This window comes from Myxococcus sp. NMCA1 (assembly GCF_026810205.1).
Classification (GTDB): Bacteria; Myxococcota; Myxococcia; order Myxococcales; family Myxococcaceae; genus Myxococcus; species Myxococcus xanthus_A.
In genome coordinates, this window is the sequence record NZ_CP113950.1 from 7,867,596 (window position 1) to 7,881,441 (window position 13,846).

At 66.2% G+C, this 13,846-nt stretch carries 11 protein-coding genes and 2 pseudogenes; 7 read left to right on the top strand and 6 right to left on the bottom strand.

The window, feature by feature from the left end; translation table 11 throughout:
- Positions 1 to 6: 6 nt before the first annotated feature.
- The 3 genes and pseudogenes from OZ403_RS32480 to OZ403_RS32490 form a co-directional block, all read right to left on the bottom strand.
- The gene (locus OZ403_RS32480) at positions 7 to 663 is read right to left on the bottom strand and encodes a response regulator (RefSeq protein WP_011556093.1); all 657 of its coding nucleotides are present in this window, start codon (positions 661 to 663) and stop codon (positions 7 to 9) included.
- The gene (locus tag OZ403_RS32485) at positions 641 to 3,859 is read right to left on the bottom strand and encodes a sensor histidine kinase (RefSeq protein ID WP_268782573.1); all 3,219 of its coding nucleotides are present in this window, start codon (positions 3,857 to 3,859) and stop codon (positions 641 to 643) included. Before OZ403_RS32485 ends, OZ403_RS32480 begins: the two co-directional genes overlap by 23 nt.
- A 407-nt stretch (positions 3,860 to 4,266) precedes the next feature.
- A pseudogene (locus OZ403_RS32490) lies at positions 4,267 to 4,617 on the bottom strand (integrase core domain-containing protein); the annotation flags it as partial.
- On the opposite strand from OZ403_RS32490, the gene OZ403_RS32495 reads away from it, so the two are divergent.
- Positions 4,570 to 4,752 (top strand): transposase domain-containing protein, encoded by a 183-nt coding sequence (locus tag OZ403_RS32495; RefSeq protein ID WP_161604932.1) that lies wholly within the window; start codon positions 4,570 to 4,572, stop codon positions 4,750 to 4,752. The pseudogene OZ403_RS32490 and the gene OZ403_RS32495 sit on opposite strands and share 48 nt — an antisense overlap.
- Positions 4,753 to 4,756: 4 nt before the next feature.
- On the opposite strand, the gene OZ403_RS32500 is transcribed toward OZ403_RS32495, so the two are convergent.
- Positions 4,757 to 5,182 (bottom strand): hypothetical protein, encoded by a 426-nt coding sequence (locus tag OZ403_RS32500; protein WP_140795129.1) that lies wholly within the window; start codon positions 5,180 to 5,182, stop codon positions 4,757 to 4,759.
- A 131-nt stretch (positions 5,183 to 5,313) separates the two neighbouring features.
- On the opposite strand from OZ403_RS32500, the pseudogene OZ403_RS32505 reads away from it, so the two are divergent.
- The 4 genes and pseudogenes from OZ403_RS32505 to OZ403_RS32520 all read left to right on the top strand — a co-directional run.
- A pseudogene (locus OZ403_RS32505) lies at positions 5,314 to 5,718 on the top strand (IS3 family transposase); the annotation flags it as partial.
- A 294-nt stretch (positions 5,719 to 6,012) separates the two neighbouring features.
- Entirely contained in the window at positions 6,013 to 6,762 is a 750-nt protein-coding gene (locus OZ403_RS32510; protein ID WP_140857006.1) for an SDR family oxidoreductase, read from the top strand.
- A 14-nt stretch (positions 6,763 to 6,776) separates the two neighbouring features.
- Positions 6,777 to 7,277 (top strand): Ohr family peroxiredoxin, encoded by a 501-nt coding sequence (locus OZ403_RS32515; RefSeq protein ID WP_268782575.1) that lies wholly within the window; start codon positions 6,777 to 6,779, stop codon positions 7,275 to 7,277.
- A gap of 50 nt (positions 7,278 to 7,327) precedes the next feature.
- Positions 7,328 to 7,783 (top strand): cupin domain-containing protein, encoded by a 456-nt coding sequence (locus OZ403_RS32520; protein WP_237080716.1) that lies wholly within the window; start codon positions 7,328 to 7,330, stop codon positions 7,781 to 7,783.
- Between the two features lie 1,118 nt (positions 7,784 to 8,901).
- On the opposite strand, the gene OZ403_RS32525 is transcribed toward OZ403_RS32520, so the two are convergent.
- Positions 8,902 to 9,390, bottom strand: coding sequence for a hypothetical protein (locus OZ403_RS32525; RefSeq protein WP_237079932.1), 489 nt, complete (start codon positions 9,388 to 9,390; stop codon positions 8,902 to 8,904).
- A gap of 1,036 nt (positions 9,391 to 10,426) precedes the next feature.
- Between OZ403_RS32525 and OZ403_RS32530 the strand changes: the two genes are divergently transcribed.
- Positions 10,427 to 11,839, top strand: a complete 1,413-nt coding sequence (locus tag OZ403_RS32530; RefSeq protein WP_140795133.1) for an aminotransferase class V-fold PLP-dependent enzyme — start codon at positions 10,427 to 10,429, stop codon at positions 11,837 to 11,839.
- Positions 11,840 to 12,080: 241 nt separating this feature from the next.
- Here the strand turns inward: OZ403_RS32530 and OZ403_RS32535 are convergent, their stop codons facing one another.
- Positions 12,081 to 12,380 (bottom strand): hypothetical protein, encoded by a 300-nt coding sequence (locus OZ403_RS32535; RefSeq protein ID WP_140857010.1) that lies wholly within the window; start codon positions 12,378 to 12,380, stop codon positions 12,081 to 12,083.
- 499 nt (positions 12,381 to 12,879) lie between these two features.
- On the opposite strand from OZ403_RS32535, the gene OZ403_RS32540 reads away from it, so the two are divergent.
- The gene (locus OZ403_RS32540) at positions 12,880 to 13,845 is read left to right on the top strand and encodes an outer membrane protein assembly factor BamB family protein (RefSeq protein ID WP_237080717.1); all 966 of its coding nucleotides are present in this window, start codon (positions 12,880 to 12,882) and stop codon (positions 13,843 to 13,845) included.
- Position 13,846: the final 1 nt, after the last annotated feature.

The window sequence follows — 13,846 nt, forward strand, 5'->3', positions numbered from 1 at the left end:
CCTACGTCACGACGACTCTCCCGGGACGAGCCCATACCGGACCGCCAGGCGCACGAGCGAGGGCACGTCATAGATGGCCAGCCGCTCCATCAACTGCGTCCGGTGCGCCTCCACCGTCTTCACGCTCACCTGCAGCCGCTCGGCGATGGCGCGCGTGCCGTTTCCCTCAGAGATGAGCTGGAGGATTTCCCGCTGCCGCGAGGTAAGCCGGTCCAGCGGATTCGCCGCGGGCCTCTCGTCGTCGGTGATGCGCAGGAAGCCCTCCACCACGGTCTGTGAGATGGCGGGACTCAGGTAGGTGCGGCCCTGCCACACGGACTCCAGTGCCACCTTGAGCTCCTCCACCGCCGAGTCCTTGACGAGATAGCCCGCCACACCCGCGCGCAAGGCCTGGGCCACGTACTCGGCCGACGTGTGCATGGAGAGGATGAGGATCCGCGTGGAGGGGCTCAGCTTCGGCACGCGCCGGGCGACCTCGATACCATTGAGCCCCGGCAGCGAGAGGTCCAGGAGCAACACATCCGGCTGCAGCTTGTCCGTGAGCGTCAGGGCCTCATGCCCATCGCCGCACTCGGCGAGCACCGTCACCCCACCCAGCGACTCCAGCAGTGCACGCAGGCCCGCCCGCACCAACTGGTGGTCATCCGTCAGCAACACGCGCATGTGGTCCTCCGGAGAAATCTTCCCGCTCGTCCACCCTCACTTCGGCCACCACGCGCGTCCCCCCCCCCGGACGCGAGGTCACCTCGAAGTGTCCCCCCAAGTCGCGCACCCGCTCCTGCATCCCGAACACGCCGAAGCTGCCCGGCCCCCGGCCCGTGAGGACCTGGTTGACGTCGAACCCCTTGCCGTCATCTCGCACCTCGAGCCGGATGACGCGCCCCACGGTCTCCAGCCGCACGTCGATGCGGCGCGCGGAGGCATGTCGGAGGGCGTTGGTGACCGCCTCCTGGATGATGCGGAAGACGGCGATGTCCCGCCCCTTGCTCAGCGAGGGAGGCGCCGACGACGCGGTGAACACGAGCTCGACGCCACTGCGCCGGGCCACCTCGCGCAGATACCACTCGAGCGCGGCGACCAGCCCGAGCTCATCGAGCTGCGGCGGGCGCAGGTCCACGGAGAGCGCCCGCACCTGCCCGATGAGCCGGTCGATGAGCGCGACGACCTCGGGCAGGCGCGTCACCGAGGGACTCGCGGAGGTGTTCATCAACCCGAGGTTGAGCTTGACCGCCGTGAGCGCCTGGCCGAACTCGTCGTGCAGCTCGCGGGCGAGATGCTTGCGCTCCTCTTCCTTCGCGGCCTCCAGCCGCATGGTGAGGCGGCGCAGGCGCTCACGCCCGGCTTCCGCCTCCTCGAGCGCCTGCTCGCGCTCCGCCTGCAACGTGCGCAGCGCGAGGTTGCGTCCGACGAGCAGCCGAGTCCGCCACACCAGCCCCACCACCACCGAGAGCAGGACCACCGCCAGCGCGCCGAAGCGCACATCGGTCCGCTGCCAGAGGGGCGGCGCCACGCGGAGGGTGAACGGACGCATCTCGACCCAGTCTCGGCCCGGGCTGCGCGCGCGCAGCCGCAGCGAATGCTCCCCCGGAGGGAGCGAGTGGAACGAGAGCTGATTGCGCGTCCCCAGCGAGAGCCAGGGCGCCTCCGCCGTGAAGCGATAGGCGTACTCCACGCCGTTGCGCGCATAGTCGAGCAGCGAGAACTCGAGCGAGAAAGGCTGGCGCCAGGGGACCTCCAGGCCAGGGAGGTCCCACACCGGCTGGTTCGGGAGAGCGTCTGACTCCAACCCCTCGATGGAGGTGAGGATGAGCGGCGGCGAAGGCTCGCGGGGCGGGCGCACCGAGGGGTCCAGGTCCACGAGCCCCTTGGAGCTCCCCCAGTAGAGCCTGCCGCCCAGGAGCGTCACCGCCTCCGGGTTGAACGCGTCACTGGGCAGACCATCCGAGGCGGCGTAGTTCTCGAATGCCCCCGTGGCCACGTCCAGCCGTGACAGGCCCGCGCGAGTCCCTACCCAGATGCCCCCGTCGGGGGCACGCGCCATGGCCATCACGTTGTTGTCGATGAGCCCGTCGGTGCTCGTCCAGAGGTCCACGGACACCGGCAGCCCGGAGTCGTCGAGCGACACCCGCTGGAGGCCTCCGCCCACGGTCCCCACCCAGATGGCGCCCGAAGGGTCCTCCATGAGCGCGCTCACGTAGTAGTGGCTCAGGTGCAGCTTCGAGTCAGAGCCCAGGCGCATGCACTCCACCGTGTCCTCGCTGGCCGAGCAGACGTTGAGTCCGCCCGAGCGCGTTCCCACCCAGAAGCGCCCGCGCCGGTCCTCCATCAGCACCGTCACGAAGTCATCGGAGAGGGAGCGAGGATTCGAGGGCTCGTGACGGAAGGCCACGAAGTCATCGGTCTCCGGCCGGTAGCGCTGCAGCCCCTGTCCCCCGCTGCCCAGCCAGACGTGGCCACGAGCGTCCTGCAGCAGCGTGTTGACGAAGCCAGGATGGTCGCTCGCCCCGCGCTCCGTGCGACGGTAGAACTTGAGCAACTGGCCTGTCGTCGGGTCCAGGCGATAGGCGCCCATCGAGATGCCGATCCACAACTCCCCGTCGCGGGTGCGCAGGAGGCTGAGGACGCCTCGAGTGTCGACGCCGTCCAACACGGGCCCAGGCAGTGGGACGGCCTGCCCCGAGCGCACATCCACCCGGTCCACGCCTCCGCCGAAGCTGCCCACGAACAGGTGGCTGTCGCCATCCGGAATCACCGCCCACACGTCCTCGTTCGTCAGCCCGGAGGCCGAGTTCCCGGCCTTTCCTCGCAGTGTCCTGAAGGTCTCCTGCCGGAAGGGCGCATAGAACAAGCCCATCCCGAACGTGCCGATGAACAGGTTCCCAGCGGCGTCGAACGCGAGCGCGCCTTCGTCGATGCGGTGCTCGTAGCCAGGCCCCGCGGACGGGAGACGCTCCTCACGCACTTCGCCCGTCACCGTGTCCACGCGGAGGAGTCCACCGCCGAAGGAGCCTACCCACAGCGTCCCGTGTCCATCGGGCTCGAGCTCCGTGACGACCTGCACCTTCTGGGCGAGCTCCGGTGGAGACAGCCGGGCGCGGCGCAGGTAGGCCTCGTCGCGCTCTACCCGGTAGAGCCCGTCACGGGTGCCCACCCACATCCCGCCGTCCGGGTCCGCCGCGAGGCTGAAGATGTCCCTGGAGCCAGGGCCTCGCTCTTCGGAAGAGATGGGCTCGAACGTCGTGGCGCCGGGCCCGCGTCGGAACAGTCCTCGCGAGAGCGTGCCCACCCAGAGCGCACCCGTGCGGTCGTGCTTCAGGGCCATCACGAACTCCTGGCCCCCGCCAGGCTGGAGCGGAATCCGCTCAGCCACCCCCGTCTCCGGGTCCAGCAGCGCGAGTCCCCTGTGGGTGCCCACCCACAGGCGCCCATCGTCGGCGTCGGCCAGGGTGAACACGCCGTCATGGGGGATGCTGGCGGGGTTGCTGGAGTCGTGACGGAAGTGCCGGAAGGACCAGCGAGCCCGGTCCACGAGGCTCAAGCCACCCGTCATCGTGCCGACCCACAGCCGTCCCTGGGTGTCCTCGTGCAGGGTGCGCACCGCGTTGCTTGCCAGGGAAGCAGGGTTGCCCAGTTCGTACTGGAACTTGCGGAAGCGCTGGCCGTCGTGGAGATAGAGGCCCTCGCGAGTTCCTATCCAGAGTAGCCCCACCCGGTCGTAGAGGACCTCGGTGATGTACTCGGCCTGGAAGGGGCGCGCGCCGCCCACCTGCATCAACCCGAGCTCCTGAGCACCCGGCGCGACGGCAGGGCACAACAGGAGGAACAAGAGGACTCCCAGCCATCCGGGAGCCGTGCGCAAGGAGAACCTCCGCGACGAGCTCACGCGCGCACCTGGGCAACCCTTCCGGTGAATTCGTCCAAGTCGAGACAGCCTTGCCTCACGGGAAACGAGCCGCCGAAGAAACGAACGTGAATCGACCCGAAGAGATTCCTATGTCACCCAGAAGGAGCGCCAGCGACGGGGAGTCGGGCCCGAAGGTGGCGAGCTGAGTCGAGTGTCACGGTGACGTCACGTCTCCCGCGCCGCGTCACGCCCTGCCTGGCCAGGTGTCAGCGGCACGAGGCGCCGAGCAGGAGCTCCAGGGCCCGTGGCATGTCACGCAGTCGTGAGACACGTCACGGGGAAATCGTGACGTGTCGACCCAGCGGGTGAGGCAGGAGTTCAGGTGCTCTACCCCTGGAGTTGCCCCCGTCAATTCGGACAGCTCAGGCTTGGGAATTAGCAATACGGAATTCGCGAGGTGACATCATCTTCAATCCGCGATGAGGGTGGCCGCAGTTGTAGTCGTCGAACCAGGCGGGCAGCTGGGCGAGGACGTGGGGAGCCGAGGGCAACTCATTGACGTACACGTAGTCGCGCTTGAACGTCTTCACGAAAGCCTCGGCCATGCCGTTGCCTTCCGGGGAGCAGGCGGGCGTGGTGCATACCAGCAGGCCGAGGCTCCGGCCGAAATCGCGGGTGTCCGTGGCCGTTTCGACGGGCCCGTTGTCCGACAGCCACTCCACCGGATGTGGCACCCTCGAGGTTCCCGAGCCGAAGCGGGCCTCCACCGTCTCGGCCTCTACGCCCTGGTGGCCACCTGTGAGGCCAACGGCGCCAGCCCCGAGGCGTACCTCGCCGACATCCTGCTGCGCGTGCGGGTCTGCGAGCGGAACGTGACGGCGTCGGTGGACGTATCAATCGAGCGGTGAGCGGCTACCCCGTCACCACGAGGACTGCGAGATGATTGTGTTCGAAGAATAGCTTTGCGGCGCCGACACGCAGACGGCGCATGTCACGTTCGATGCCTTCGTCGACGCTCAAGCCATCGGCGCGCAGCCGAGCCGACACAACGGAGTCATCAGGACCATCGGCGAAGAGCCACAGCTCGAGCGTGCGTCCAGGTCCAGCGTTGAGGCCGTATTGCGCGTAGTCGTTAAAGATCATCCAGCAGCGACCATCCTCGCCGAAGTGCAGCTCGAAGTTCCCGTAGCGCCAGATCGACGCGCGCTCGACGGTCTCCTCGACTCCCCAGTCGTCCGGCGCTCCCAACCGCTGGCGTACGTCGTCGCGGCCCATGCCGACGGCGGCACCGCCAAGTCGGCCTTCAACGATGAGCTCGCGCAGCGAGAAACAGGTCATTCGCCGCTCCATTGCCGCATTCTGCCGTCCCCAGAATCTGTCGCGCCAGGGCTTTGCCTCCCCGGAGGCATCCCGCCGTGGCCACGCTGCCCGAGTCCGTCGACTACACCGAGTTGTGCCTACCCCCAGCAAAGGTGGTGGGCTGGGCGATGGGCGAGAGAATCGACCGCAGACTGGTGCTGAGCGCGCTCGACATGGCGTTGCTCGGCCGTCCCGCCCCGCTACTGCACCACTCCGATCGCGGTAGCCAATACGCGAGCGAGGACTACCGCCAGTTGCTGGAGGAGCGCGGCATCGGATGCAGCATGTCGCGCAAGGGCAACTGCTGGGACAACGCCGTGGCGGAAAGCTTCTTCTCCACGCTGAAGCTGGAGCTTGTCTACGTCACCCGCTTCAAGACACGTGAGGCGGCGAAGCAGTCACTGTTCGAGTACATTGAGGTGTTCTACAACCGGAAGCGGCGCCACTCAGCCCTGGGCTACGTCTGCCCCGTGGAGTACGAGCGGATGACCGAGACCAAGAGGCTGGTAGCATAGTCAACCTGTCCACCGAACCGAAGCAGGCCCAATGGCCGCCAGCGGACACGGCCCTCAGTTGCTCGCTCCTCTGCCTACCCCTGACGCAGGAGTGTTAGGCATCTCGCCCAGCGAATACCGGCTGAAGGTGAATCGCTAGCTCTCTCGGGCGCCCGCGCGCGGGTCTTTGGTGCGCTGCCAAGTCCGATCGATGCAAACAGGAAACACCGTGCGTCCCCAGGCGGTCTCGTGGCGGCGCGCGGCACTCCTTAGCATGCACGTGGATTCATTCCACCTTCAGCCTGGAGAAGCGTCATGAAGATTGTTGTGATCGGCGGTACCGGCCTGATCGGCAAGAAGGTCGTGGCGCGACTGGTTGCGCAGGGCCATGAGGTGGTTGCCGCTTCGCCGGCAACCGGCGTCAATTCGTTGACGGGCGAGGGCCTGGCGCAGGCGTTGTCCGGCGCGCAGGTCGTAGTGGATGTCGCGAACTCGCCTTCGTTCGAGGATCGGGCCGTACTCGAATTCTTCGAGACATCGGGCCGCAACCTGGCGGCGGCCGAAAAGGCAGCGGGCGTGGCGCACCATGTTGCGCTGTCGGTCGTGGGCACCGACAAGCTCAAACAGAGCGGATACTTCCGCGCCAAGACCGCGCAGGAGGACCTGATCCGCAAGGCCGATATTCCCTACACGATTGTTCGCTCGACGCAGTTCCTGGAGTTTCTGGGTGGCATCGTGCAGTCGGCCGGACAGGACGACACGATTGCGCTGCCCCCCGCACTGTTCCAGCCGATCGCGTCGGACGACGTGGCGCACGCCGTGGCCGATGCCGCGCTTGCCGCGCCGCTCAACGGTATTGCCTATATCGCAGGGCCGGAGCGCTTCAGGATGAGTGATCTGGTGCAACGCTATCTCAAGGGGATTGGCGATACGCGCCGCGTTGTGGCGGATCCCGCCGCGAGGTATTTCGACGCCGAACTCAAGGAAGACACGCTCGTGCCGGAAGGCGAGGCTCGCCTTGGCCGCATCCGCTTCGAAGACTGGCTGCCATCACAAGCGAAGTAGTCTAGAGACACCCGATGGATAACGAGAGGTTGCGGCCTCCGCCACTTACGCAGCTCGACAAGTATCGGGGTCAGGGATTTTCCGCGCTCTACACGACGACCGTCACGGTGTCGGGCGGCGAGGCCGCGCATGGCCACGCATCGGGCATCGCGAGATCCGATGACGACAATCTGATCCTCGATCTGCGTCTGCCCGCGGCACTGGGAGGTCCAGGCAGCGGCACCAATCCGGAGCAGCTGTTTGCGGCAGGCTATGCAGCCTGCTTTCACGGGCCGTTGAGTCTTGTCGCCAAACGCTCACCAGTCGACATGGCGAACGCGACGGTTGCGGTCGAGGTGTCCTTCGGCCGCGACCCCATCGACGGCGGCTATGCGCTGTTCGCGGAGCTCCACATTCGCATGCCCGGCGTGGAAAGGCACGTTGCCGAAGCACTCGTCCGGGATACCGAGCGCCTCTGTCCCTACGCAAAGATGGCACGCGAAGGGATGCACAGCGTCGTAAGCGTGGTCGACTGAGGCCACGCAGGCGCCGCGAGCCCGAACCCTTCGCCCTGCAGGAGATACCCATGACGCAACATCTTGACGACTTTCAGCAATCCCCGGTCTGGAGTGATGCCATGAAACGCGTTCTTTTCATTGTGACAACCCTGGCGATGTCATGCCTGATGATGGCAAGCCCCGCCGTAGCCGCGGCCGATGTCAGCGTCAAGCCGCTGCTCACGGAGCCGTTGCCCGAGTATCCGGGCAAGGAAGTGGAGATGATCGTTGTGGAATATGGTCCGGGCGGTGCCGACCCGATCCATCGCCATGACGCACACGGCTTCATCTATGTGCTCGAAGGCAGCATCGTGATGGGCGTGAAGGGCGGCAAGGAGGTCACGCTCAAGGAGGGAGAGACCTTCCACGAAAGCCCTGACGATATCCACACGGTCGGGCGCAATGCCAGCAAGACAAAGCCGGCAAGGTTCCTCGTGTTCCTGATCAAGAAGCAGGGCGCGCCGATCCTGACGCCCGTGAAGTAGCCAGTCTGCCTGTCGGTCGGCGGGGGGCGCTGGAATATGGGTGAATTGACGCATGCTCCACCCTGTACCCCGAACGGCCCCAGCAGATTGCCATGTCCACGAAGGGCCGCCACCCGAGAAATGACTCAGGGGAGTTCCGTGGCAACAGCGCCCTGTGTTCGTGACAAACCCCATGAAGCTGCGAATCAGTCCGGGGGCGCTGCCGAAGAGCCCTTCCCTGCCTATGAAGGCTCCTGTGAGCCCCTGCTCTCCGCCCGGGCCAAATCCACCCTTGAGCCCTTGCCGTCAGCCACCTTCAGTTTCTCCCAGCGGACGTCTCCTTCGAGACGAGAGCGGGGAAGTCCAGAGGTTCTGGTGGCTCCATGTCTACCGTTCGATTCATTGCGTGGACAGGAAGCTCACGAAGCGCTTGTTCGCCTGTACCTACCCAAAATCCCGTCGCTGCGTCACGCTCGCGTCCACTCCACCTTCGGTAGTGCGTCAATGCGAGTGAGCGAGGCGCGGGCGGGGCCGGTGAGTTCCCGTGGCGGCAAAGAGGGGAGGAGGAGCAATGGGGAGACGGCCTCGGGACATACCAAGCTGCCGCTACACGCGGCCGGCTCGACACCAACCGCGGAGGCTGCGGACGAGGGCCGGACCGGCCGAGATGGGCCACGGGGCCACCTGGGCAGGGCTTTCGACCCTGAGCCTGCGCGCGCATCGAAACCATGCGGCTTTCACCCACCTCGGCGACTGTGGGTGGAAAGCTGACAGCGGCCCTTCGCCACGATATCGGGCACACGAGAAGTGAAGCTCGCGGAGCTTCAATCGGTCCCCGATTGAAGGGCGCAACCAACCTCCTCCTTGAAGCCGCTGAATATTACTCGGCTTTCGGCCCCTCAGAGAGTTTGAGTCCTCTGAGAGAAAAGCCGAGAACGAGTTCGCGCAGGGCTTCATTCGGGGAGCTGAACGAAGGGCCCTACCAACCGGTAGGGCCCTTTTGTTCAACACGGGCCTCTCGATGAATATCGCGGGGCCTTCGTGCTTAAGCCCCTGCATCACAAGGGATTCTGGATCGCGGCGCTGGGAAGAGCACTCTGCCCCCAAACCTCATGTGGCCCGAGGTGCGAGGCGAGGCCTCACGGGAATGCCATGACTGTCGGCGGCGTGGTGCTGGTGAAGAAGTCCGGGAACCTCGCGGTGTAGTGGCTCCCGCTGCCGCTCTCTCCCGAGATGACGCCGGTCTTCGAGCCCGAGACGGTGACCGTGGTGCCGTCCGCGGCAATCGCCACGTTCTCCGACACGATGTTGCCCGCCCCCATGTAGACGCCCAAGCCGCTGCTCCGGATGACGGTCAGTGTGGCCGGGTCCACATGGTGCACGCTGAGGGTGATGGGCGCGCTGCCGCTGAGGCTCGACTTCTTGGTGTAGCTCGCGGCGATTCCCAGCTCGTTCCCCGCCACGGACCGCGTCGGCTCATAGACGACGGACGTGCCCAGGGTCACGGTGCCGTAACCATACACACACGTCGGGATGGGCTGGCGGAAGAGCTTGATGTCATAGACAGTCGGCGTCACGTTCGGCTGCGGGTAGGCGGAGATGCTGTAGATGCATCCGTCAAGCGACACGGATGATACCGCTGACTCTTGCTGCGCCAGCGCGTCGTCCTGCCCGGTCACCCCATCTCCTCCGCCGCAGGCAGGAAAGAGAACGGCGGCACAAAGATAGACAGCCCGTTTGAAGAATCGCATCGTGCAATAACTCCTTGGCTCGCGGGGAAGCGCGGGGAAAGTAGCAGCAAAGCGATTCTCTTCGCAGACAATCTGCACGCATCCACTCGTTCCTCGATGACACCACGGGGGGCAACGATGACCCCAGCGGAGGAGAGCTGCCGCGCAGCAAGCTGCGTCTGGGGCGCGTGGACATCACCTCGAAGGCGACGCCCAACGATGCATGACCGGGAACCCGAGGCCTCGCATCCAGAGCGAAGGCCCTCTGGATGGATGGTGTTCGGAGACTCGCCCGCATTCACATAGGCCACGCGCGTCAGGGTGGACGACCTCTTGGACTTCGAGGGCGGGGCCGGCGTCTAAGTGCAACCCGCATTCGCCGGGCCCCTGGTGGAGGTAACGCAAACGGCGGGCGCCCTGCGTGTGGTGCTCCACTCAGCAGCTGTGCCTACCCGAAGTTCGGTCGCTGCGTCATGGGGACACCATTGCCACTTCATGCAGTGCGTCTATGGGAGTGAGCGAGGCGCGTACGAGGCAAGCGAGTTCCGACTCGAGAGCCCCCACTGTCCGTGGATGAGATGATGGGCACTCCCGTGGGACGAGTCCCTCCTTTCATTCTTCAGACAGATGGGGTGCTGGTCATCGAGGTCGTCGTGGGTGGCTTCGCGACGAGCACGGTGCGTATGCGGCTATCACGGCGGAGGAGGCACAGGCATTTGCTCGCGAGGGCCGCGCCTGGGCTGACCGGCTCGCGCAGGACATCATGGCCCATCCGTCCTTCGACGGGCGGGCCTACAACGCTCCGGTGTGAGGGCGAAGACTCGGGACGGGGACCGGCATATGTCCGGTCTCCGACTGGCGCGGTGCCCTGCGGAGCAATGTCCCGGAGTCGGAACCAAGTGCACGGTGGCCGCCCCCCTTCCGGAGCGCCCTCATGTTCAAAGCCCCCAACTCCGACGTGGCCGCCAGCGCGGCCGAATCCGTCGACTGCCGCCCCCTCCTCACGTCGCTGTCCGACGTGGGGCTCCTATCCAAGGAGCGAGGACGCGCGCTGACGGACAAGCTGAACCGCTTCTTCGAGGCGGTCCGTGCTCCATCAAAGAAGACCGACGAGGCGTTCTGGACGGGTTTCCAGCAGCAGTTCGGCTTCGCTACGGTCGCGCCCTCCGAGCGCGTCACGCCGATGAACGCCGCCAACCTCTGCCCGGAGCCCACGGCGCTCATCGAGTCACTCAACGAGTTACGCCTGGAGTACAATCTCAACGTCTCGCAGCAGATGCGCACCGCGCAAGGCGAGCGGGTGCGCCAACTGGAGCAGACGCGCAAGAGCCTGGCCCTCGGGCTGGGGCTGACGGACCCGAACGACCTCGCCATCGTGCGCAACGCCACGGAGGCGAACAACGCCGTCAACTGCGGCTTCCGGGGCTGGAGCACGGACGGGAACGACACGGTGGTGATGTGGGCGGAGAACCATCCCACCAACCGCGAGGCCTGGAAGATGCGCGCCGAGTGGCCCGGTCGCCCCAAGCCCTTCCAGGTGGTGGAGGTGAGCTTCCCGACGAACGCCTCGGAGGCGGACATCGCGGAGGCCTTCATCAGTCGCATCACCCCGCGCACGCGCTTCGTGACGTACACGGAGACGGCAAACAGCAACGGCTTCCGCATGCCCGAGCCGGTGATGAAGGCCATCTGGGACCACGTGAAGACGAACCGGCCGGACTGCCACATCCACATCGACGGGACGATGGCGTGGGGCGCGCGCCCGCTCAACCTGGCGGACGCGTACTGCCACAGCCTCGTATCCAGCGCCCACAAGTGGTTCCTGGGCCCCAAGGAGACGGGTATCCTCTTCATGCGCAAGGAGAAGACCCGGAACTTCATGCCGAGCATCTTCGGGTACGACTACCGCATCGTCATCCAGCCCTACCGGGAGCTGCCGGAAAACGCGCTGCGGTTCGAGCTCATCGGCCAGCGCGACGACGTGAACATCATCGCGCTCGACCTCACCCAGAAGATGTGGACGGCGCTGCAGTCGCGCAAACCCCACGAGCGCGTCGCCCAGCTCGCCCGGCACCTCATGTCGCGACTCCATGAGAGCGACGGCCGGTGGAAGCTCGTCACGCCGAGCGACCCGGCGCGCAGTTGGGGAGTGGTGCGCGTTGAGGCGCCGAAGGAGCACCGGGAGAAGACGCTGTACGACTGGCTCTACGAGGACCCGCGCTACCGCATCGCGGGCTCCGGGGACGACAAGACGTTCCGTCTGTGCCCTCACATCTACAACACGATTGCCGAGGTGGACCGGGCCGTCGATGGGATGAATGCCTGGTACGAGGACAAGCGTTCGTGATGGGCGGACCGTGACGCGGCGCACGGACCAGGACAGGGGGGCCGCACGCACTGCGGGGCCGTGACAGGGCTCCGGAAGGCATGCGTGCCCGAGGCACCAGGAGGCCAGACTGTTCAATGGCATGACTCCTGAGACCATCCGTTTGCTCCCCGTGAGGAGTATCTGGATGTCCGCGACGCATGCGCCACAGCGGGGTGTGCCTTGTCCCTATCCAAAATTCGGTCGCTGCGTCATAAGCGCATCAAGGCCACCTTCGGCAGTGCGTCAATGCAAGTGAGCCAGGCGCGCACGGGTGGACGAGTTGAAGGTGCGGCGCGCGCAATTGGCGACTGCCCTTGAGGCAGCGCGCGCCCGGGCCAAGGAACTCCAGGCGCAGCATGCCGATGCTGCGCGGTTGGGCGAGCGGGAAGCGCAACTGGAAGCCTTTGCCGCGGCCGTGCGTGAGGGGCTCGACGCGCTCGACTTCGAGGGCAGGCAGCGGCTGGTACGCCTGCTCATCGAGCGCGTCGTGGTGACGGGTGAGTGCGTCACCATCGAGCACGCCGTCCCCCTCTCCGGCAGGTTTTGTCGTTTGCGGAAAAACGACGTTGGCCGTGTTCGCCTGCGTGAGGTGTGGAGGCCAGGGCAGGCGTCTACCCCATGGGGCTGCGCGGCTTCTCCACCTGCCTGGCGCACGGCTCGCGCGGCCCCCGTCAGCGGCCCTCCTCGCCCCCGCCGCTCCTGCCCTCACCCTCGACATGGCCTCTATCCCGCCTATACGCCGGAACCTGTCAACGACTTTGAGACACGGGTCCTGTCTCAGAATTATTGACAGTCACCGCTCCTCCGGCAACCATCCGCTCCAACAGGCGACTGGTCCGAGGTGTCTCCACTTCCAGGCGAGACCCAGCGCGACGAACGCCATCCACCGGGCCACTGAACGGGATCTACCGATGTCGGATTCATCTCGGTCCGTATTCTTTGGCGCCAATGCTGCGCGGACCGGACACTTCGAGGGAGCGGGGCCGCTCGTGGTCAAGCGAGCCCGCTGGAAGTTCACGATGAGCACGCTCGCGACCACGCGCAACACGCCTGCAATCCACGATGGCGTGCTGTTCGCGAACTTCGACAACGACAAGCTTTACGCGCTCGACCTCTCGAAGGGAAATGAGCTCTGGAGCGTGCGGGTCGGGGGGCGCGTTTCCGAGAGCATCTCGAATCCGATGGTTGCGCATGGTTTGCTCTTCGTCGTCGGGGGCGGGCAGTGTCACGCCGTCGATCTTGGCACGCACGCCATCCGCTGGAGCGTCTCGTGCGACTCCGAGGCGACCTCCTCTCCGATTGTTGTCGACGACGACGTCTACGTGGGAACGCGGCTCGGTGGGGTGGTCGCCATCGACGCGCGCACGGGAGCCGAACGATGGCGCGTGCAGCTACGATGTGGTGAGAGTGTGCAGTCCGCGGTCAGCGTGACGCGCGATCAGGTCGTCGTCGGGACCAGACGGGACTTCGTCGAGGGCCACGTCGTCGCGCTCGACCGCGCCACGGGGGTCGAGCGATGGTCGGCGAAGGCCGGTGCGATGGGCAATGGCGGAGCGCCCGCGATCAAAGGCAGCACGGTCTATGCCCTGTCCGGTCTGGGGAAGTGCCTTCGCGCGCTCGACCTCGCCAGCGGCAAAGAGCGTTGGTCCTACGAGACGGGCGGCGCGCTGTGGGGAACGCCCGCCGTCGCGGACGGCGTCGTGTGCTTCACCGGCGATCACAAGATTCTCCACGCGCTGGACGAAAAAACCGGGAAAGAGATTTGGTCGGTCGCGCTCGACAAGCCGCCGACGGCTACGGTCTCGCCGGCGATCGCAGGTGGCGTCGTCTACATGGGGGCCGGCAACGCCGTCCACGCCTGGACGCTTCGGGAGGGAACAGAGCGCTGGCGGTGGAAGGCTCCCTACCGCGTGACGACGGCACCGCTCGTCGCCGACGGCACGGTCTACGTGGGCTGTGACCGCGCGGTCATCGCGCTGGGGTAGC

Excerpts from the sequence above, each read along its gene's own strand:
- OZ403_RS32500 (WP_140795129.1), bottom strand. The coding sequence starts at position 5,182 with ATGACCTGTTTCTCGCTGCGCGAGCTCATCGTTGAAGGCCGACTTGGC.
- OZ403_RS32520 (WP_237080716.1), top strand. The coding sequence starts at position 7,328 with ATGACGCAACATCTTGACGACTTTCAGCAATCCCCGGTCTGGAGTGAT.
- OZ403_RS32515 (WP_268782575.1), top strand. The coding sequence starts at position 6,777 with ATGGATAACGAGAGGTTGCGGCCTCCGCCACTTACGCAGCTCGACAAG.
- OZ403_RS32530 (WP_140795133.1), top strand. The coding sequence starts at position 10,427 with ATGTTCAAAGCCCCCAACTCCGACGTGGCCGCCAGCGCGGCCGAATCC.
- OZ403_RS32480 (WP_011556093.1), bottom strand. The coding sequence starts at position 663 with ATGCGCGTGTTGCTGACGGATGACCACCAGTTGGTGCGGGCGGGCCTG.
- OZ403_RS32540 (WP_237080717.1), top strand. The coding sequence starts at position 12,880 with ATGAGCACGCTCGCGACCACGCGCAACACGCCTGCAATCCACGATGGC.
- OZ403_RS32510 (WP_140857006.1), top strand. The coding sequence starts at position 6,013 with ATGAAGATTGTTGTGATCGGCGGTACCGGCCTGATCGGCAAGAAGGTC.
- OZ403_RS32495 (WP_161604932.1), top strand. The coding sequence starts at position 4,570 with ATGTGGCACCCTCGAGGTTCCCGAGCCGAAGCGGGCCTCCACCGTCTC.